The organism is Veillonella parvula (genome assembly GCF_040097785.1).
Classification (GTDB): Bacteria; Bacillota; Negativicutes; order Veillonellales; family Veillonellaceae; genus Veillonella; species Veillonella parvula_D.
The window spans coordinates 55,409-76,338 of sequence record NZ_JBBNNS010000006.1; the positions used below are offsets into that span (position 1 = coordinate 55,409).

Annotated in this window: 23 protein-coding genes and 1 tRNA gene; 21 read left to right on the top strand and 3 right to left on the bottom strand. The window is 40.7% G+C overall.

Annotation, left to right across the window (positions count from 1 at the left end; all coding sequences use genetic code 11):
• The first annotated feature begins 22 nt into the window (after positions 1-22).
• A complete protein-coding gene (locus AAA071_RS09160) occupies positions 23-394 on the top strand; it encodes a RidA family protein (protein ID WP_349234143.1) in 372 nt (123 codons plus the stop codon).
• A gap of 1 nt (position 395) precedes the next feature.
• Positions 396-1,643, top strand: coding sequence for an L-cysteine desulfidase family protein (locus tag AAA071_RS09165; RefSeq protein ID WP_004693627.1), 1,248 nt, complete (start codon positions 396-398; stop codon positions 1,641-1,643).
• Positions 1,644-1,756: 113 nt separating this feature from the next.
• On the opposite strand, the gene AAA071_RS09170 is transcribed toward AAA071_RS09165, so the two are convergent.
• The 3 genes from AAA071_RS09170 to tadA all read right to left on the bottom strand — a co-directional run bounded on the left by AAA071_RS09170 (position 1,757) and on the right by tadA (position 3,580).
• Positions 1,757-2,944 carry an MFS transporter gene (locus AAA071_RS09170; RefSeq protein WP_004693625.1) on the bottom strand — a complete coding sequence of 396 codons (1,188 nt, stop codon included), beginning with the start codon at positions 2,942-2,944 and terminating at the stop codon, positions 1,757-1,759.
• A 46-nt stretch (positions 2,945-2,990) separates the two neighbouring features.
• A tRNA-Ser gene (locus AAA071_RS09175) sits at positions 2,991-3,081 on the bottom strand.
• On the bottom strand, positions 3,035-3,580 hold the full coding sequence (tadA, locus tag AAA071_RS09180; RefSeq protein WP_004693623.1) for a tRNA adenosine(34) deaminase TadA: 546 nt from the start codon (positions 3,578-3,580) through the stop codon (positions 3,035-3,037). Before tadA ends, AAA071_RS09175 begins: the two co-directional genes overlap by 47 nt.
• Positions 3,581-3,663: 83 nt before the next feature.
• Here tadA and AAA071_RS09185 point away from each other — a divergent pair, with 83 nt between their 5' ends.
• The 19 genes from AAA071_RS09185 (at position 3,664) to AAA071_RS09275 (ending at position 20,907) form a co-directional block, all read left to right on the top strand.
• Positions 3,664-4,290 (top strand): trimeric intracellular cation channel family protein, encoded by a 627-nt coding sequence (locus AAA071_RS09185; RefSeq protein WP_004693621.1) that lies wholly within the window; start codon positions 3,664-3,666, stop codon positions 4,288-4,290.
• A 148-nt stretch (positions 4,291-4,438) separates the two neighbouring features.
• The gene (locus AAA071_RS09190; protein WP_278470473.1) at positions 4,439-6,253 is read left to right on the top strand and encodes a DUF4127 family protein; all 1,815 of its coding nucleotides are present in this window, start codon (positions 4,439-4,441) and stop codon (positions 6,251-6,253) included.
• A gap of 10 nt (positions 6,254-6,263) precedes the next feature.
• Positions 6,264-7,385: an acyltransferase gene (locus tag AAA071_RS09195; protein WP_221741310.1), complete on the top strand. Its 1,122-nt coding sequence runs from the start codon at positions 6,264-6,266 to the stop codon at positions 7,383-7,385.
• A 282-nt stretch (positions 7,386-7,667) separates the two neighbouring features.
• On the top strand, positions 7,668-8,525 hold the full coding sequence (locus tag AAA071_RS09200) for an aminotransferase class IV (protein WP_008602746.1): 858 nt from the start codon (positions 7,668-7,670) through the stop codon (positions 8,523-8,525).
• 55 nt (positions 8,526-8,580) lie between these two features.
• Positions 8,581-9,627 (top strand): methionine ABC transporter ATP-binding protein, encoded by a 1,047-nt coding sequence (locus AAA071_RS09205; RefSeq protein WP_039965347.1) that lies wholly within the window; start codon positions 8,581-8,583, stop codon positions 9,625-9,627.
• Positions 9,608-10,261, top strand: coding sequence for a methionine ABC transporter permease (locus AAA071_RS09210; protein WP_316581491.1), 654 nt, complete (start codon positions 9,608-9,610; stop codon positions 10,259-10,261). The genes AAA071_RS09205 and AAA071_RS09210 overlap by 20 nt, the downstream gene beginning before the upstream one ends.
• A gap of 9 nt (positions 10,262-10,270) precedes the next feature.
• Positions 10,271-10,567: a YerC/YecD family TrpR-related protein gene (locus AAA071_RS09215; RefSeq protein WP_004693609.1), complete on the top strand. Its 297-nt coding sequence runs from the start codon at positions 10,271-10,273 to the stop codon at positions 10,565-10,567.
• 65 nt (positions 10,568-10,632) lie between these two features.
• The gene (locus tag AAA071_RS09220) at positions 10,633-11,427 is read left to right on the top strand and encodes a TSUP family transporter (RefSeq protein ID WP_316581492.1); all 795 of its coding nucleotides are present in this window, start codon (positions 10,633-10,635) and stop codon (positions 11,425-11,427) included.
• Positions 11,428-11,438: 11 nt separating this feature from the next.
• Positions 11,439-12,206, top strand: a complete 768-nt coding sequence (locus tag AAA071_RS09225; RefSeq protein WP_021147817.1) for an SDR family NAD(P)-dependent oxidoreductase — start codon at positions 11,439-11,441, stop codon at positions 12,204-12,206.
• 126 nt (positions 12,207-12,332) lie between these two features.
• Complete coding sequence (locus tag AAA071_RS09230) at positions 12,333-13,184, top strand: hypothetical protein (protein WP_077708199.1); 852 nt, start codon at positions 12,333-12,335, stop codon at positions 13,182-13,184.
• Between the two features lie 22 nt (positions 13,185-13,206).
• Positions 13,207-13,551 (top strand): YkvA family protein, encoded by a 345-nt coding sequence (locus AAA071_RS09235; RefSeq protein WP_012863982.1) that lies wholly within the window; start codon positions 13,207-13,209, stop codon positions 13,549-13,551.
• A 116-nt stretch (positions 13,552-13,667) separates the two neighbouring features.
• Positions 13,668-14,087, top strand: a complete 420-nt coding sequence (locus AAA071_RS09240) for an acyl-CoA thioesterase (protein ID WP_012863983.1) — start codon at positions 13,668-13,670, stop codon at positions 14,085-14,087.
• Complete coding sequence (gene murI, locus AAA071_RS09245; protein ID WP_012863984.1) at positions 14,080-14,883, top strand: glutamate racemase; 804 nt, start codon at positions 14,080-14,082, stop codon at positions 14,881-14,883. The genes AAA071_RS09240 and murI overlap by 8 nt, the downstream gene beginning before the upstream one ends.
• A gap of 12 nt (positions 14,884-14,895) precedes the next feature.
• Complete coding sequence (locus AAA071_RS09250; protein ID WP_004693598.1) at positions 14,896-15,435, top strand: hypothetical protein; 540 nt, start codon at positions 14,896-14,898, stop codon at positions 15,433-15,435.
• 12 nt (positions 15,436-15,447) lie between these two features.
• A complete protein-coding gene (locus AAA071_RS09255) occupies positions 15,448-16,098 on the top strand; it encodes a coenzyme F420-0:L-glutamate ligase (protein WP_004693597.1) in 651 nt (216 codons plus the stop codon).
• 192 nt (positions 16,099-16,290) lie between these two features.
• Positions 16,291-18,003 (top strand): hydantoinase/oxoprolinase family protein, encoded by a 1,713-nt coding sequence (locus tag AAA071_RS09260; RefSeq protein WP_278466847.1) that lies wholly within the window; start codon positions 16,291-16,293, stop codon positions 18,001-18,003.
• Positions 17,993-19,411 carry a histone deacetylase family protein gene (locus tag AAA071_RS09265; RefSeq protein ID WP_038125832.1) on the top strand — a complete coding sequence of 473 codons (1,419 nt, stop codon included), beginning with the start codon at positions 17,993-17,995 and terminating at the stop codon, positions 19,409-19,411. Before AAA071_RS09260 ends, AAA071_RS09265 begins: the two co-directional genes overlap by 11 nt.
• A gap of 163 nt (positions 19,412-19,574) precedes the next feature.
• The gene (gene rph, locus AAA071_RS09270) at positions 19,575-20,330 is read left to right on the top strand and encodes a ribonuclease PH (RefSeq protein ID WP_302132462.1); all 756 of its coding nucleotides are present in this window, start codon (positions 19,575-19,577) and stop codon (positions 20,328-20,330) included.
• A 1-nt stretch (position 20,331) separates the two neighbouring features.
• The gene (locus AAA071_RS09275; RefSeq protein WP_004693587.1) at positions 20,332-20,907 is read left to right on the top strand and encodes an XTP/dITP diphosphatase; all 576 of its coding nucleotides are present in this window, start codon (positions 20,332-20,334) and stop codon (positions 20,905-20,907) included.
• The last annotated feature ends 23 nt before the right edge of the window (positions 20,908-20,930 follow it).

Sequence of the window (20,930 nt, forward strand, 5' to 3'; positions counted from 1 at the left end):
TATTTATAAAAGGAGATTTATCATGAAAACAATTTCTACAGACAAAGCACCAGCAGCAGTAGGCCCTTACTCTCAAGCTAAAGTGGTTGGCAGTTTATTATTTGCTTCTGGTCAAATTCCACTCAATCCTGCAACTGGTACAGTTGTTGAAGGGGGCATTGTAGAGCAAACTGAACAAGTATGCAAAAATATTGAAGCCGTATTGACTGAAGTTGGTACAGACTTTTCCAAGGTTGTTAAAACAACTTGCTTCTTAGCTGATATTGGTGATTTCAAAGCATTTAATGAAGTGTATGCTAAATATTTCACTTCTAAACCAGCTCGTTCATGTGTGGCAGTAAAAGACCTTCCATTAGGCGTTATTGTAGAAGTGGAAATTATTGCGGAAGTATAAGATGGATTATATTTCTTTGTTACAGTCAGAGATGCGTCCTGCCTTCGGTTGTACTGAGCCAATTGCATTGGCTTATGCGGCTGCGAAGGCAGTCTCTGTTTTAGATGAGTTTCCTAACCATATTCACGCAAGATGCAGCGCGAATATTATCAAAAATGTAAAATCCGTAGTCATTCCAAATTCTGGGGGGCGAAAAGGACTAACGGCGGCCGCTACACTGGGTGCTATTGTAGGCCATCCAGAGCGTGAACTAGAAGTATTAGAATCTGCTACAGACGAAGATCGCAAATGGCTTGGCACATTGCTTGATGCCAACTTCTGTACCGTTTCACTTGCTGAAGGCGTAGATAATCTATATATAGAAATCACTGCAGAAACAGATGAACATACAGCGGTTGTTCGCATTGAAAATGACCATACGAATGTAACCTATGTATCAGTAGATGGTGAGATTGTCTCTGAAACAGTCAATGAAATTAAGAAAGCGGCTAAAACAGAATATGCCATGACCTTTGATAGCATTTACGAATTTGCTTTAACAGGTGATATTTCTGGTATCCTACCTCAAATTAAACAGCAAGTTGAGTATAATACTGCAATTTCTAAGGAAGGTCTGTCCAATGATTATGGATCTAATATTGGACAATTGTTATTGTTAGATGAAGAAAATCCATCTCTCGAAACGAAATGTAAGGCTCGTGCCGCAGCTGGCTCTGATGCGCGTATGAGTGGCTGCCCATTGCCTGTTGTTATTTGCTCTGGCTCTGGTAATCAAGGTTTAACCGTGTCTGTACCAATCATTACGACTGCCGAGGAACTTGGTAAAAGTGATGATGAATTGTATCGAGCGCTCGTCTTTGCTAACTTGCTAACGCTTTATGTTAAATCTGGTATTGGTAAACTATCCGCATACTGCGGGGTTGTATCTGCCGGTGTGGTAAGTGTAGCAGGCATTGCCTTCTTGAAGGGTGATAGTAAAGATATAATCGAGAACACTCTTGTAAACGGTCTTGCAAGTCTATCTGGTATCGTATGTGATGGTGCGAAACCATCCTGTGCAGGTAAAATTGCAATTTCCCTTGATGGCGCCTTTATGGGATATAAACAAGCTCGCCTTAACAAAAACTACCAAAAAGGCGATGGCCTTGTAGCATACTCCGTTGATGAAACTATCCGCAGTATTGGTGCTGTGGCACAAGGTATGAAAGAAACGGACGTAGTTATCTTGAATGAAATGCTAAAACACTAAACTGTATGTGATGTGTTTAGTTGAATATAAAAAGAACCCTTCGTTGGTTTCTGTACTTTCAAAAATTGTGTCCAATTTTGGGGGTACAGTTCATGTGAAGGGTTCTTTTTTGTTTATTGTAATTTTTTAGGATCTTTAAGTATCAATGAAGCCCCAAGACCCACTACTAGGAATGGTACGAGTGTCATCATAGCGGCAGGTAAAGAATAGGTATCCGCAAGGTTTCCTACTACAGGTGCGATGATACCGCCGATAGTTTGGCTCACCCCGAGGGTAATACCGGACGCAAAGCCGATGCTTTTAGCAAGGTAGGTTTGGCCTAGTACGATAACGGGGCTGTAGCTAAGAGCTTTAGCAGCGCCAATCATGAGTAGTAACATATAGGCTATAGGCATCATGATAATAGGGGAGAAGGTTGGCACTTCTGTTAATAGGAACATGGCTGGCAACCAAATCAATAGGGATAGTCTAATGATTTTGATGGGACCATATTTGTCGCCTAATAGACCGCCAATATATGTCATGAAGATACCGATACTAAAGAATATGGTTAATGCAAAGCTACCTTGCTCTGGGCTAGTGCCGAGTTCACGAGTCCAGAAGATAGGAATAAATGCATTGATAACGCGGAAGTTTACCGATTGGCTTAGGATGATAATAAACAAGATGCCAAAGTATTTCCAGTAATTTTTTAGTGGCTTAGCCACTAGTGTAGGGTTTTCCATAGCTATCGCTTGGTCGATAGTGCGTGCTTGAGTGACTATGTGTGGCATGAGGACGAATAAAACCGTTGAGATGATAAGACCCACTATGGTGAAAGCTGCCAGTCCATGAGGACCTACTGTATAGGCAATAGAGCCTGCAAAGAGTGGGCCGATGGCAAAACCGGAGCTACCGCCGATGGCGAAGGTACCCATGGCTTTACCTTTTTTGCCACCTCCGAGGCGATTCATAATCTTCGCTCCTTCAGGGTGGAAGATAGAGGAGCCTACACCAGCTAAGGTAGCACAAACAAGTAAGCTTTCATAGGAGGTTACAAAACCCATGGCACCTGTGCTACAAGCAGAGAGCAGAACACCTAAGGCGATGAGCCGTGGCTGATTGATCTTGTCAGAGACATAACCTAATAATGGCTGTAACAATGAAGATAATGCTGTATTGGCTAATATGAGAAAGCCTGCTTGCTCTAAACTAAGTCCATAAGTGTAGATAAATAATGGCAAGAGGGCAGGTAATACACTTTGACAGGAGTCGTTAATCATATGACTCACCGTAATGAGATAAGGGTAATATTTTTTCATAGTAGTGGTCCCTTCGCAAAAAAGTTAGCGCTTTATATATTTTATATGGCAGAGGAGGAGGGATTTGAACCCCCGCGCCGGTTGCCCGACCTACCGCATTTCGAGTGCGGACCCTTCAGCCTCTTGGGTACTCCTCCGTGTTTTACGGCGCTCTTTAAAAAAGTCTTTCATGATTTGACTACATTCATCACCAAGGACCCCCGATGCTAATTCGGGTTCATGATTTAAACCAGGGTGAGAGAGTACATTGAAAAGAGACTCTACAGCGCCTCCTTTGTAATCACTTGCACCATATACAACACGGTCAATACGACTGTTGATGATGGCTCCAGCGCACATCGGACACGGCTCTATCGTAACATACAGGGTACAACCAGTCAACCGCCAGCGCTTGAGTACATCGCATGCTTCGCGGATGACGAGCACCTCTGCATGAGCCGTTGCATCGTGATCTAATTCGCGGCGATTATGGTGGCGTGAAATGATTGTATTGTTTTGAACTAAAATGGCGCCGATAGGAATTTCTCCTAGAGCATAAGCTTTGTGGGCCTCCTCTAGGGCAAAACCCATAAAATATTCATCACGGCTACGCTCATCCATATTTTTAATCTCTATAGGTGTAATGTTTTTTGTCATTCTCATACCTCTTAATGTATAATATCTTACATAAAGTCTATCATAGTGTGCGAAGTTATGCGAATAGATTGTGTGAGGGTATTATGGATATTATTTGGTATATATTTGATATGATTGGCACTATTGCCTTTGCTATCTCCGGAGCACTTGTTGGGGTGGCGCGGAGAATGGATATATTTGGTATGGCTGTATTGGCACTGGCCACGGCAATCGGTGGTGGAATTGTACGTGATGTTCTCTTGGGGTATTTTCCGCCGAATTCGTTACGCAATATTGTATATGTAACTGTGGTTATTTCCGTAACAATTATCGTATTTATTATCTATAACAGCCGTTATCGCAAGCATGCTATGGGCCCTCGTAGCCGAGCAAGCTATTTATTAGCCGATGCAGTCGGGTTGGCATCTTTTACTGTAACCGGAGCATCTGCAGGATTTAAACTATATCCTGAGTTGCCAATTTTCATTGTTTTATTAGGAACTATTACTGCTGTTGGTGGTGGTATTATCCGAGATATGCTGGCTCAACGGATTCCGTCTGTTTTAAAAGAAGATGTGTATGCTCTACCTAGTGTTATTGGGGGCATCGTTTATTACTTAATGGTTATTTCTAACTGGGTTGGAGAGGCTGTATATGGTGCGTTTACCGTTGTACTAGTTATCCGTTTACTAGCTATTAAATATAATTGGAGCTTACCCAAAGTGCGCTAAAGCTAAAGGCACTGCATTTGAGAAATAACAGGTAAATGATATAATTATACTATTAAGTATTTCATAAAAGTGTCAGAAAAAAAGAGTATTATATAAGAGTTAATTTTCGAGTCGAGAGTACTCGTGTACACAGAAGGAGATTTGCTTTATGACAAATAAATGGTTGAAAGTAGCATTAATGGTTACAGCCATTGCTACAGGTACATCCATCAAAATTGATGCAGAAACCGTATTATATGTACCTCAAGATGATCGTCCTGTAAGTTTGCAATATACAGTTGATACAGCTCGTGAGGCGGGTATGACTGTGTTGACACCACCTCAACACTTGATTTCTGGTAAGACGTACCAAGGTCAAGCTGATCAAATTATGGCTTGGGTAGAGCAAAATGCAGGTCGTGCTGATGTTATGGTATTAAGTACAGATACTCTTATTTATGGAGGTCTTGTAGATTCTCGTAAACATAATATTCCTCTTAGCACATTGCAAAATCGCTTGAAACGTATTGAAGGTTTAAAAGCGCGTAATAAAAATGTACGCATCTATGGATTTGGTACCGTAATGCGTTCCCCACGCGCGAGTGGTGGTGGTACTGAACCGGCCTACTATGCGGAATATGGCCCAACTATCTTCCAAATCGCTGCATTACAAGATAAATTAGATTCTGGCTCTTTAACGCAAGAAGAAACTCAAAAATTGATGAGCCTACAAGCCTCTGTTCCTGTGGAATACTTGCAAGACTGGTTTGACCGCCGTCAAAAAAATATGAAAATCAACAAAGAGTTGATTGATGAAACTCGCAGTGGTGTATTCGACTACTTTGCATTAGGTCATGATGATACATCTCAATTATCTCAATCCGCTCTAGAAGGTCGTTACCTTAACAAATATTCCAAGGATATTTCTGTTGAAAAATACGGTAGCTTCCCTGGTGCTGACCAACTTGGTCTCTTATTGATGGCGCGTTCCCGTACCGATGTGAGCACAGAAAAACCTACATTCTCCGTAATTTATCCACTCGGTGGCGGAGGTAAAACATTACCAGGTTACGAAGATCAAACGATTGATAAAACAATTGCTCAACACGTTGAGGCTGTAGGTGGCACGATGGTGACACAAGGTAAACCAACTGTATTATTGGCTGTTAATACACCTCTTACTACGAGTACAGGCGAGTCTGAAAACTTCGAAAACTTCCCAATGATCTCTAACTCTACAAATGCTTTCGTAGATCGCATTCAACAAGCTGTTGACTCTGGTGTGAACGTAAGCGTTGCAGATATTGCTTTCAATAATGGCGCAGATAATACATTGGTATCCGCTATGTATAAACGAGATTTGTTGTACAAAATCGGTGCGTATAATGGTTGGAATACAGCAAGTAACACAGTAGGTTACGCTATTGCTCAAGGATTATTGCTTAAATCTATGAGTCCAGAAGGTCATCGTGATATGTTGACGCAACAATATTTGGATAACTGGGCATATCAAGCAAATATCCGCAAAGATATTTATCGTATGCAAGATTCTATCAGAACAGACAATGTTCGTTACTCTGGTGAATTAAATGAACGTCTTGAAAGTTATTTAGGTGAACGCATTCAAGATTTCGCTGAAAAATACCTTAAAATCAATCCTCGTACAGTAAAAGCTACATTCCCATGGGGACGTCTATTTGAAACGGATATCACTGTTTATGACAAACCAGTGGTACCACTTGAAAAAGAATTACGCTTGAAACGAGAAGCTGAAGCAAAAGCTAAGGCTGAAGCAGAAGCTAAGGCTAAGGCAGAAGCGGCTGCTAAAGCAAATGGTCAGGCTGTACCAGCTCAACCGGCACAACCTGAAAAAGCTGCAACACCTCAACCCCCTACATCTACATCTCCGGTAGTTAAACAACCAGCTACAGAGTCTCAAGGTCCACGTGTGGTACCGACACCTGCAGTGGCACCTGGTCAATAGTGAATAGGCAATGGCTATGAAAAAAGCGTTTTTACCGGAAATTACTTATATGCGAGGCCTCTGTATGCTCGGTGTTATCGGCATTCATGTAGGATCTTACGCATTGCAAAATCCTTTTGTAAATTTAGAACTCATCAGCGTGTTAGAAATTCTCTCTCGCTTTGGAGTGCCTGCGTTTTTCTTCCTCTCTGCATTTGGCTTGTTTTATCATACCTCGGTAGAGGGACCATTCTCATATAAGGAATTTATGCACCGCCGCATTCAGGTGGTGCTATTTCCATATATTACGTGGTCCATCTTTTACTTGCTATATACAGGGATGACAGCTCATAACCTTGGCAATTTACATCCAGGGCCGTTGGCGATAAATCTACTCTTTGGTACCTCTATGTATCATCTATATTTTATGGTTATTTTGCTATGGTTCTACGTGATGATGCCATTATGGCGGGCCATGGTGAAAGTCATCTTAAAACGGCCTGTATTTTGGTTGGTGTTACTATTTGTCATCCAAGTTGGTATCGATTATGTTTCGTCTTACATGCTTGGCCGTTGGGTAACAGAAAATCTAAGCAATCAGCCAGTTCTTAAATATCTTTTTGATATGCGACTCAACTATTGGGTTATTCATTATGTGTGGATTTTCCTTTTAGGTGCCGTATGTGCTGAACGATATGAACCCGTCTGCGAATATATGTGGCGTTATCGTTACCTTTTAGGCGTCAGCGCGGTAAGCTCCATATTGTTGATGCTTGGCTCCTATTACTATGTCATGGACGTATGGCATTACACTGTGTTAGAAGCAATTTACACGGTACATCAAATGAGTCCTATGGGCGTTCTTTATACAGGATTGGGAACGATGTTTAGTTTGTTCCTATTCCAAAGGCTACCTATGAATGTGACGATGGAGTCCATTTGGTCTGAGATAGGCGATAAATCGTATGGTATTTATTTATCACATCCATTTTGGTTGTTAATCATTTCGGGTGTGATGGCTAAATATAATCTCTTGTATACGGTGTCCAACGTGTTAATTATGTATATTATGGCGTTGGGATTATCCTATTTGTCTACGGTGGCTCTTAATTATATGCCTAAATCTATCCGTAAATTTATACTGGGGCATTAGTCTAGTATGGGAACTATTGTATAGAGAAACCTAATTGGTACTAGTACTCTAATGGTGTACCTAGTTTTAGTTATTTCTGTAGTGCTGATTTAGTATTAAAATAATATTTGTTATACATCCGCTAGGATATAGTTTTTAACTATGGTATCCTAGCGGATTTTTGTATATCGAATTAATATCTTTCACAAAGTAAAGTGTGAAAATTTGAAAGTAATTGTGTTATAATAAGTCCATGATGATTACCACTTGATAGAGTAACGAAATAGAAAAAGAGGTGCTCCTATGCAAGAATTAACATATTTTAACGGTGAATTCGTCGAACCAGGTGCCAAAGTTATCAGCATTGATGACCGTGGCTATTTATTTGGTGACTCTGTATATGAAGTTGTTCGCGTCGTAAAAGGCCGTTGCTTCGCTTTGTCTTACCACCAAGATCGCTTGTATCGCTCTATGCGTGAAATGGATATCCCTGTAAAAATGACCCCTGATGATTTGACAGAATTGCACGAAATTTTGATCGAGCAAAGTGAAATCAAAGAGGGCTATATTTATTTACAAATCTCTCGTGGTGTAGCACCACGTCATCATGCTTATGATCGCTCTAAATTAGAACCACAAATGCTTATGTCTATCCGTACCTTGGATTTAGATGAAGTCAATAAATTGGGTGAAGGTGTAAAAGCGATAGCTTTGCCTGATGAACGTTGGGAACATGTAGATATTAAGACCACTAACTTGATCCCGAATATTTTGGCGCAAACAAAAGCAGAAAAGAAATTTGCCTATACAGCCATCTTGTTCCGTGATGGCATTTGTACAGAGGGCGCTACATCTAATGTGTTTGCTGTTAAAGATGGTATCTTGTACACGCATCCAGCGGATAATCATATCTTAAAAGGTATTACGCGCCAAATGATCTTAACCCGTGTAGCACCATCTTTAGGTATTACCATTATTGAGAAAGAATTTGACCGCACCTTTGTAGATGAAGCGGACGAACTATTCTTTACCGATACAATTGGTGGTGTCATCCCAATTACTAAGCTAGACAGAAATCCAGTATCTGGTGGTAAACCAGGTGCTATTACACTTCGTCTACGCGAAGCACTAGAAAAATTGATGGAAGAAGGACTACCTTGATAGATAAGCTGCTTTCATCAAATGTTAAACATTTACCTTAAGAAAGGAAATTATTTTGATACAATTAGAACACATTAGTAAAGTCTATGAAGGCGCTACTCGTGTGGAAGCGTTGAAAGATATTAGCCTAAATGTGAAAGAAGGCGAAATCTTTGGCATTATCGGTCAATCCGGTGCCGGTAAATCCACATTGATTCGTTGCATCAATATGCTCGAAGCACCTACATCTGGCTCTGTTATCGTAAATGGTACAGATTTAACAACACTTAGCAAATCTGATTTGCGTAAAGCGCGCAAAGATATTGGCATGATTTTCCAACATTTTAACCTATTGTCCTCTCGTACCGTATATGACAATGTGGCATTTCCGTTGGAATTACAAGGAATGAGCAAATCTGAAATCAAGGAACGCATTACGCCAATTCTTGATATCGTAGGCCTTACAGACCGGATGAACAACTATCCATCTCAATTGTCTGGTGGTCAAAAACAACGTGTTGGTATTGCTCGTGCTTTAGCGTCTAATCCAAAGGTTCTCCTTTGTGACGAAGCTACATCTGCCCTTGATCCTCAAACAACAGATTCTATTTTGAAATTGTTGAAAAATATTAACGAGAAGATGGGGCTCACTATTGTGCTCATTACACATGAGATGCACGTTATCCGTGAAATCTGTGATCGCGTGGCGGTTATTGAAGGCGGCATAATACTTGAAGAAGGTAGCACGGTTGAAGTATTCACACATCCTCGCGAAAATACGACAAAAGAGTTTATTAGCTCTGTAGTGAGTGATAACTTACCTCCAGAAGCATTGGAACACTTGGAATTACATGATCAATGGATTGCAGGGACAGCACCTTTAGTGCGCCTCAAATTTACAGGACAAGCAACAGATGAGCCTGTAGTAGCAGGCCTTGTGAGACGCTTTAATTTAGATGTAAGCATCCTTTTTGGCGGCATTGATTACATCCAAAATACGAGCGTTGGTCGCCTCATCGTTATCTTGAATGGTGACCCAGAAAATGCGCAAGAAGGTTTGGACTACATCAAAACGTTACCAATTGAAAGCGAGGTGATCGGTTATGTCAGAGCAAATCATTAATCTACTCATAACTGGTACCCTTGATACATTGCAAATGACGATAATTTCTACTGTAATGGCAATGTTATTAGGTATTCCTCTTGGTGTTGTTCTGGTTGTTACTTCTAAAGGTCATATCTTGGAAAATGTAACACTCAATAAAGTATTGGGTGCCATTGTCAATGCAACGCGTTCTGTACCTTTCATCATCTTGATGGTTGCTATCATTCCGTTTACTCGTATGGTGGTAGGTACATCCATTGGTACAACTGCAGCATGCGTGCCGTTGACCATTGCGGCAATTCCATTTTTGGCACGCCTTGTAGAAACGTCTATTAAGGACATCAATTTTGGCGTTATCGAGGCGGCTCAATCCATGGGGGCAAGCCCATTACAAATCATTTGGAAAGTATTATTACCAGAAGCATTGCCAACAATTATTGACAATGTAACGGTTCTTATCGTTAACCTCATCGGTTACTCTGCGATGGCTGGTGCTATTGGTGGTGGTGGCCTTGGGGATATTGCTATCCGATATGGTTACCAACGTTTCCAAGCCGATATTATGATCACTACAATCATCATCTTGATTGTATTGGTACAAGTTGTACAAATGATTGGTGATGCTTGGTCTAAAGCGATGAATAAGAAGTAGGAGGATCCTATGAGTATCAATGAAAAATTGAGAAGTCAACAAAATGACGAATTGTTCACCGCCATTTTAACGCTTGAAAATACAGAGGAATGCTATGCATTTTTTGAAGATATCTGTACGATTAACGAATTAAAAGCATTATCTCAACGCTTACAAGTAGCAAAAATGCTTCGCGCAGGGGATAGCTATGAGAAAATCGTAGAAGAAACAGGTGCGAGTACTGCAACGATTAGTCGTGTAAAGCGCTGTTTAGTATATGGTGCAGATGGTTATACATTGGCTCTCGATCGTCTAGGTGCAAAATAAAATAAATTAGCATGACAACGGTGGCCTTTGGCGACCGTTGATGTGCTATCTGTAGGAGGTTTATTATGGAGTGGCTCATTACGGTAACAGGTTTACCATTTGATATCCTTATACTCGTTTTACTCGCCGTAGCTGGTGCGTTTGCTGGCTTTGTAGACTCCATTGTAGGCGGGGGAGGCCTCATTTCTGTACCTGCCATGTTATTAACAAATCTTCCACCTAGTGTGGCTCTAGGCAGTAATAAATTATCCAGTATCTTTGGTGCTGGCAGTGCATCGATTACATTTTTGAGAAATCACATGGTTGATTTTTCCCTAGTTCGTAAATTACTGCCTTTTACCTTTGTGGGTTCTATGCTTGGTACCTTGGCGGTTGTTTCTTTACCACCGCTATATGTAAAGCCTATTATTATCATATTACTTGTTTGTGTAACACTCTTTGTGGTGTTCAAAAAAGACTGGGGTGAAATCAATCGTACATCTCAGGTAGCAGGAAAAGCGCTATATATTTGTATGGCTTTTGCTCTTGGCATTGGTATATATGACGGCTTTATTGGTCCTGGTACAGGTACATTTCTGATTATGGGCTTTATCTTTACAGGCTTTGATTTTTTACATGCATCTGCTAATGCAAAAATATTGAATTTTACTAGTAATTTGGCGTCTTTATTGGTATTTTTATATTTAGGACACGTCAATGTTAAGTATGGCCTTGCCACCGGGGCGGGTCAAATTATTGGCGCTTATGTAGGATCGCACCTCGCCATTGCAAAAGGCTCATCTTTGGTGCGAGTTGTATTCTTGTCGGTAACGACAGTTATGTTGTTGAAATTAGTCTATGACTATGTTTCAACTTTATAGGAGGGCAAGGTATGCCTCATAAAAGTGATGTACAAGTGGCATTGATCAGTGGTGGTACATCGGGTATTGGATTTGCTACGGCAAAGCTTTTACTCAAAGAAGGTTGGTGTGTAGTCATCAATGGTAGAAATGAAAAAGTTGGTCAAAAGGCTAAAACTAAGCTACGTCGTTATTCATCTAAGGTACAATATATTCAAGGTGATGTATCTAAAATTGAGGATTGTCAGCGAATTGTAAAAGAAACAGTAGATTTGTTTGGTGGAGTGTCTGCTCTTGTAACAGCTGCAGGCTACTATGAAGAAGAGTTGCTAGCTGATGTTACAGAGGCAGCTTTTGATGAAATGTTTGGGACTAATGTAAAAGGTACTGTATTCTTATGTCAAGCGGCGCTTCCCTATTTACGATCATCAAAGGGCAGTATTGTAACAATCGCTAGTGATGCAGGTTTACAAGGTAATGTAGCGTGTTCTGTATATGGTGCATCAAAGGGGGCTGTAGTGAGCTTTACAAAATCTCTATCCCTTGAAATGGCACCTCACAGTGTTCGTGTAAACTGTGTGTGTCCTGGTGATGTAGATACATCATTAGTGGACAAACAGATTGCTAATGCCAATCAAGATGCGGCAGCTGCAAAGGCTGAAATGGGCCAACATTACCCACTAGGTCGCATTGCTAAGCCCCATGAAATTGGCGAAGTAATTGTATTTTTGTTGAGTAATAAGGCTTCTTTTGTGACAGGTGCAGCATGGACAATCGATGGGGGACTCACAAGTTGGTAATATAGAAAATATTAGAAGCTGTTATATATGGATAATTAGAAAAATTCATTTCACTTCTATCAATAGAATGGTATAATAATACTAATAATAAGACCTATAGTTGGTTCACAACAAAGGAGAATACTTATGGCAGAATATAATGGCGTAACACTTGAGCCACTTATGGATGGATCTCAAGATCGTGACTATCAAGTTGAACAATTTATTTTCTGGGGGGCAGGTCGTGCGGCAGCATTGGCATTATCCTCTAAATTCAGCAGTGTCGCTTTGTGCGCCAATGCTACGTACATGGTAACTCGTATTGCTCATCTTTATGACGTAGAATTGCAAGCTGGTGCTGTAGTTGGTTTAGTAGGTGGTCTTAGCACAGCTGTAGGTACAGCTGCAGTATCCCTTCTAATTCCAATTAAAGCTGTTCGCGTTCCTGTAGCTATCGGTTTAACTTATGCTATTGGTAAAATTGCAAATATTTGGATTCAAGATGGTATGCCTTCTGATATCGAACGTTACAAACCGATGGTTGCTGAATTCCTTGAAAATGGTAAAGCTATTGCTTCTGAAATCGTTCGTGATGCAAGTGCTAGTATTCCATTCACTCAAGGTCAACGTGACGTATGGGCTGGGATTGCTAATGAAACAGGTCTTGCTAAAGAATCTTTAAAGCAAGTTTACGAAGAAAAAGTAACACCTGCCATCAATAAATGGAATAATGAAACAAAATATCAAATTCATGATAACGCAGCAGAAGTTGTAGCAAAGGTTTCTGATGCAGCGAAAGAAAAACTTGATTCTGCTAAAGAAGGTATTGAAGTAGCTAAAGAATTCGCAAAAGGTGGTGTAGAAGTAGCAAAAGCTTCTGCACAGGTAGCAGTAGAAACTGCAAAAACTAAAGCTTCTGATGCTGTAGAGACAGCAAAAGATGTTGCTACAAACACTGTTAACACAGCGAAAGATAAAATTGGCGGTTTGCGTAAATAAACGCTGAAGGATTATTATTACTATGAATCCATTTAAGATTATTAAATATGGTAAGTATTTTAGCGAATCAAGATTTTTAGGGTTTCTTGGTCGATATGGTAAGAAACTTGCCTTTGTACAACAAGCAGTAACCTTGTTCCTTTGTTTTCGCGACAAGGACACTCCCAAATATGTAAAAGCGGTCATTGCAGGTGCCTTAGGATATTTGGTATTACCTATTGATATTGTACCGGATACGATTGCTGTATTAGGTTGGGTAGATGATGTGGCAGTACTCGGATTAGCCTTTAAGATTGCGAATCGTTATATCAAAACGAGTCATCAAGAAGAGGCAAAAAAATTCTTTCCATTTGGTAGCAGTCGCTAACTTTTACCATTTTAGGCAGTTTGATCCATAGTGATTGAACTGCCTTTATTTATTTGACACACTAAAGTAATAGATATAGAATAAAAATTGTATACTATTTAAAAAGGACAGAATTTATGCATATTGCTTCAGTAAATGTACGATTTTATGAAACTGATATGATGGGGATTGCTCACCATAGTAATCATTTTAGATGGTTTGAAATGGCGCGCATTGAATTCCTTCGTAAGATCGGTGTCACTTTGTGGGATATGATGAATGAGGATATTGTATTTCCCATCATGAATGTATCTTGCAATTATAAAGAACCTGCGAATTTCGATGATGAACTTCACATCGAAACGTATTTGGTTAAGATGACGAGGGCTCAAATGGTGTTTCGCTATCGCATGCGCCGTGCTAGTGATGGTGCAATACTTGCTACGGGGGAAACTAAGAACGCCTTTATGTCAAAATTAACAGGAAAAATTGTGCGATTAGACGATACTTTCTATCTGCCTATGTTAGCAGCTGTTGAGGAGATGCCGCATGAGTAATGTACAACAATTGCCTATCGGTGTATTTGACTCTGGTGTAGGCGGACTATCTGTGTTAAAGGTATTACAAGAACAATTTCCTAACGAAGATTTTATCTATATCGGTGATAATGCGAATAATCCTGTAGGTAATCGCAGTGATGATGAAATCACTTATTTAGCGTGCCGTATTGCGGAGACGCTAGAAAAGCAGCCTGTTAAGTTGATGGTGATTGCTTGTAACACCTTCACCGTTGTGGCTCTTGATGCGGTACGTGAACTTGTATCTGTGCCAGTTATTGGTGTATCACAAGGTGTAAAAACAGCTATTAATAAAAGTAAAAGCAAGACTATCGGTATTATGGCGACCGTGGCCACTGTAAATAGTCATATTCATAAGCATGTGGCTTTAGAAGTTGATCATGAGGTTTTTGTTTGGGAACAACCTTGTCCAGAGTTGGCGGGGCTTATTGAACAAGGTCATTTAGATGATTACTTTGTTCGTGAAGTATGCAAGGATTATTTAGAACCTTTATTATCTCGAGAAATTGAGGTTGTTGTTTTGGGGTGTACTCATTTTCCATTTGTACAACCTTTACTAGAGGAACTAACATCGTGTCGCATTCAGTTCATTGATCCTGCTTTTGAAACAAGTGAATTGGTTCGTCACAGACTAGAGAGTAAAAATCTTTTCAATCATCAAGATACTGTAGGCACCGTGACATTGTATTTTACAAAGGATGTCGAACTTGGTGATACGTTGAGTGCATCCTTCCTTGATACAAGCCGTCGTACCATTGAACATATTACATTATAAAGGAGATACCCTATGTGGTTTTATAACATCCTCAGTGCAGTAATAGCTATTATTGTGGCTGTTGCAGCTCTGTACTTATTATTCCGTTTGTTTGTGTTGAAACAAGGTAATGAAAATATTGTCTTATTAGCGAAACGGGCAACGAACTTCCAAGTGTCTGATCGTAGTTTTGAGTCCATTACTTTGTTCTGTGATATACCATTTGTAAATAAAGGGCGCCAATTGGGCACAATAATGGACTTATTTCCACGTCCATTATTACCGGAAGAACATTTTGATGCCGTTAAAGTAAATGCTTGGGCTATGGATATTAATCGTCCGCGTCAAGATGGATATTTTGAAGCTATAATTATCAAACCACGCAAAGGTGGCACAATTCGTGTATATGTTACATTAACAGGTAAAACTGGCAATATTCGAGAAGATATTAAGGGATTCCCTTATATGGACATCGATATTTACTACCAAATCGTAGGCCGGACAGACTATCATATTGATAAACAGCGTATTCGTTTGACTGCTGAAGAAGTTCAAGCAGCAATGGTTCAATAAGGAGGCATAACAATGGCAGAATTAGAGTTAGTATGTGTGCCAACACGTATCCTTACAGATAATGATGACATCGTTGATGCTATCGTTGAATTTGGCGGACATAATATTGGACCTGAAGATATCGTATGCGTTGCTGAATCTGTAGTAGCTATTACGCAAGGTCGTTTTACACGTCCTGAAGAGCTAAATGTGTGCTGGCAAGCTCGTTTAATTAATCGTTTTATCCATCCAGATGGATCCATGGCATCTATTTATGGTATGCAATCGGCTATGAATTTGGATGGTAAATGGAAGGTATTAGGTGCTTTTATTTTAGGCGCTATTGCTAAAATTTTCCGTAAACCAGGGGTATTCTATGCAATTGCTCGGGCTGCATCCTTAACAGATGATGTAACGGGGACTATGCCTCCATTTGATAAGCACATTGTATTTGGTCCAAAGGATCCGGATAAAGTGGCTGAGAAAATTGTATCTCGCACTGGTTGTTACGGTGCCGTTGTAGCTGATGTTAATGATTTGAAACGGTCCGCTATTTTAGGTACAAGTCGTGGAATTGACGCTAAAAAAATTGCACAATTGTTGATTGATAATCCATTTGGTAACGATAGTCAAATGACTCCGATTGTTATCATCAAAAATTACGCATCTGTATCTGGTAAATAACAGAAGGCTGTACTCATCACATAGAGATGGGTACAGCTTTTTTATATAATGAGCCTGAATATGGACTATACGCAGATTTGAATAGGGATTGCATATTAGATCAAATAGAGAGTATATGGTAGCTTAAATGGAGTTTTCTTTACTACGTTTTGAGTTTGTATGGATTCTTTATTAATACTAAAAGGAGGTTATATGTTACTAGGGTTAGACGTAGGTGGAACTTTTACCGATGCGGTTATCATTGATGCCCATCGTGTAGTGGCAACTGCGAAGAGGCGGACTACAAAGGATAATCTAATGAATGGTATAGGTGAGGCCTTAGATGCGGTTTTGGAGGGCTATGATACATCAAATATTGAACAAGTAACCTTATCTACTACCGTGGTGACAAATACCATCGTAGAAGCGAAGGAGCAAGTAGTAGATCTCTATGTGATTACAGGTCCAGGCCGTAATGTAGATGATATATTCCCCGTGGAACCTATATATCTTCAAGGTTATACAGATCATAGAGGTATCGTTGTAGAGCGTACCCCTGCTGATGCTGTACGTGGTATAGCCAACATGGTTCAAGCACGTAGTGGTACCGATTTGGCTGCTGTGTCCGCTAAATTTGGGGTGCGGAATCCTCAAGAAGAACTATCTATTACAGAGGAATTGAAAAATACGTATCATACAATTTCTAATGGCAGTTTATTAAGTGGTTCTTTAAATTTCCCTCGTCGTACTATTAGTGCTTATTTTAATAGCGCTGTGACACCCGTATTTACGGTGTTTAAGAAAAATGTTGAAGATGCTCTCAGTGCACGGAATATATTGGCTCCACTTCACATTTTAAAGGCCGATGGTGGTTCTCTACCTATGGAGCATATGGTGAGTCGTCCAGTAGAGACTGCCTTTACAGGCCCTGCTGCAACAGTTCTTGGACTATCGGCTCTCGGCGTTATAGGTAATAAGCATACAGTGGCTCTAGATATTGGGGGTACTACAACGGATATATCCCTTTGGAAGCATGGTAAACCATTGATGACAAAAAATGGTGTATCTATCCGTGAGTATCCAAGTGCAGTGCGATCCTTCGCCGTTACTTCCGTCGGTATTGGTGGGGAATCTGTAATTCGCCTTAAAAATGGTAATCTTACCGTAGGTCCTGAACGAGTGGGACCATCAGTGGCTCTAGGTGGGATAGAACCTACCTTGGGGGATGCACTTATCGTGCTCGGTCATGCAAACTATGGTGACTTTAATCTGGCATCACGAGCTTTACAAGATTTAGCGGATGCTATACAGGCTACATTACGATCTAATAATGTAAATACTTCAAATAATCAATTAACTCTTATTAAGACTGCCTCTGATGTAGCACGACTAATCGTAGAAAAAGCGTTGCAAACGATTCAACATGGTATTAACGAGGTCGTAAAAGTAGAAAATAAACGACCTATTTATGTGGTAGCAGATATTGTAAATCCTGATGTATTTGTACCAGAACATATCGTTGTGGTAGGGGGCACAGCACCAAGTTTAGGTCCGAGTATCGGGGAGTATCTAGAGTTACCTGTTACGATTCCTGAGAATGCTGCCGTAGCAAATGCTATAGGCGCTGCACTAGCTTTATCTACCATCGAACTCACTGTTCATGTAGACACAAAACGTCGGTTGCTAGTCATTCCTGAATTAGGTGTTAAACAACAAAAATGTACTTTGAAACGAGCGGAACAAGTTGTGGAACGAGCAAAAGAAACTCTTAGTGAAGAGGCGATACGTTTAGGTTTAGATACGGTGCAAGAGATAGAGGTCATTAGCATTGAGGATTTCCCTGTAGTAGAGGGATGGCAATCTATGGAGCGTTTAATTACTGTGAAAGTACAACTGGCGGCGGGGGTGAAACACTATGTGGAATAAAGGACTATCCTATCGAGAGCGTCATGGTATTCTGAATATGGATACTAAACAGGATGAGGCTACGAGCTCTACTATTAATAAAGCTAAATATCATCACAGTTTAGGCCTTGTCTTTTTCCCTGCTTTTGACTGGAAAATTTCTGAAACACATCCTGAACGACAAGAGCGTTTACTCTATACGCGAGATCAAATCGTAGAGGAAGGTTTATTAGATATACCCAATATTAGAGAATATAATCCAATAGTAGCGGATTGGGATACAATAGAGCGAGTTCACGTTGGCGCTCCAGATTTAGAGTCTTGGGTGACGGAAGCCCATCGTGTATCTGCTGGAGGTGCTATTGCGGCAGCTGATGCGGTCATACGTGGTGAAGTAGATCGTGCCTTTGCGTTAGTAAGACCACCAGGTCACCATGCGATGGCTATGGTTCATGGTATTCGTGGCTTCTGTACGATTAATATTGAAGCCGTTATGATTCAACACATACGTCAAACTTATGGAATCAAACGCGTTGCCGTAGTAGATACCGATGTACACCATGGTGATGGTTCTCAAGATGTGTTTTACCATGATCCTGATACGTTGTATATTAGCTTCCATCAAGATGGACGTACTTTATATCCTGGCACAGGATTTATGGATGAATTTGGTGGACCTCAGGCCATCGGTGGTAATATAGATATTCCACTACCGCCAGGTACCGGTGACGAAGGCTTGATGAAGGTCATGCGTGAGCTTGTATTGCCTATCCTTGAAGAGTTTGATCCAGATATTGTCATTAATTCGGCTGGGCAAGATAATCACTTTAGTGATCCGTTGGCTAATATGCAGGTAACTGCAAAGGGCTATGCAGAGCTAGTCGATTTATTACAAGCAGATATAGCAGTCTTAGAAGGAGGCTATTCCGTACAGGAAGCATTACCATACGTGAATACAGGTATCATTTTATCCATGGCAGGCCTTGATTACAGTAAGGTCGTAGAACCTGCCTTTGACCCTGTTAAATATAAGCAAAGTCAAAGTGTAACAAATTATATAGATGAGCTTATCGCTAAGTGGAAGGTACAATGGGCTAATCGATATCGTATAGCAGAAGAAGAACGTGCTGGTGTAGGTGATATTTGGTCAAATCGTTACAATGTGTATTACGATGAAACGGGCGTACAAGAGGAGCGCCTTGAAAGGGTGCGCATGTACGAAGACAAGGTAGGCTGGCATAGCGTGCTTTCACGAGGACAATACGGCCCGTATGGGCCGCAAAGCGTATATGCTATGTTCATCCCTTGGCAAGCAGATGAAGGGACGCGTCAAGATGCTATTGTAGAAGCAAAACGAGCTAAAGCAGAAGGGGGAGCCAGCCGTTACGTTGTGGTAGATCCACTCGGTGACGGACAATATGAATTATAATGTTAATCTCCGTAAATAATAATGCGAGTTATCATGTTAGAATCGTAAATTATAATATGATTCATAATGCTGAAAAATAGAAAAACTATGATATAATATAAGAAATAACGCCCCTTTGTGTAAGGGGCGTTCTAATATTTAGTTTTAGAATGGCGAGGTTCCTATGCGCAGCGATAATAGAACAGCGGGTCAATTGCGACCTATTAAAATAACACGGAATTTTACAGAGTTTGCAGAAGGTTCTGTACTTATTGAGTGTGGTAAGACCAAGGTTATCTGTACAGCTACTGTTGAAGATTCTGTGCCACGCTGGCTAAAAGGTTCTGGGCAAGGATGGGTAACTGCGGAATACTCATTATTGCCACGTTCTACGCAAACTCGCGTGAGCCGTGAGGCTGCAAAGGGAAAACAAACAGGACGGACTGTAGAAATTCAACGCCTTATCAGTCGTGCATTGCGTGCTGTTGTAGACCTTGAAGCATTAGGAGAACGTTCTATCACTATCGACTGCGATGTGATTCAAGCGGATGGCGGTACACGAACAGCATCTATTACAGGTGCCTTTGTAGCCCTCGTTGATGCGGTGGACTTCACCTTTGGCGGAACTGGCAAATTTCCAATTACTGACTTCTGTGCAGCCATCTCCGTAGGCATTGGTCCTGAAGGTCCCATTACGGACCTTTGTTACGAAGAGGATAGTGCCGCCATTGTAGATATGAATGTAGTCCGTACCGGTTCTGGTAATATGGTTGAAGTACAAGGTACAGGTGAACACGGTATATTTAATCGTGATGAGCTCAACGCTTTACTTGATTTAGCAGAGGCTGCTACAGATGAGCTTATGGCTAAACAACGTGAAGTACTTGGTGCGACAGCAGATAAAGTAGGTAAAGAGTATCCTACAGCTCCGGAGGTATAAAATGGAACAAATTGTGCTTGCTACAGGCAATAAAGGAAAAATTCGTGAGTTTTCTGAGGCTTTTTCCCATTTATCTATCGATTGTGTACCTGTAAAAGCTGTGATTTCCATTGAGGAGCCTGAGGAAACTGGTACAACCTTTATGGAAAATGCTCTGTTGAAGGCTCGTTACTATGCGAAGGCTACGAATCGCCCATGCCTTGCTGATGATTCTGGCATTACTGTCGATGTCCTCAATGGTGCACCAGGTGTATATTCTGCGCGTTATGCAGGTCGTCATGGTGATGACAATGCAAACAACGAGAAGTTAATTCGTGAACTACAAGGGAAAAGTAACCGTACAGGTCATTATGTATGCGCTTTAGCGCTTGTTTATCCTGATGGCCGAGAAGTTACTGCGGAAGGCTATTGTGATGGACTCGTTCAAGATGAGCCAAAAGGGGAGAATGGCTTTGGCTATGATCCGTACTTCTATGTGCCTGAGTTTAAAAAGACGATGGCAGAGCTAAGTATAGAAGAGAAAGAAACGATTAGTCATCGTGGCCGTGCATTACGTGAATTAATTAACAAACTTTGATATTTTCGAACTATATGGTATAG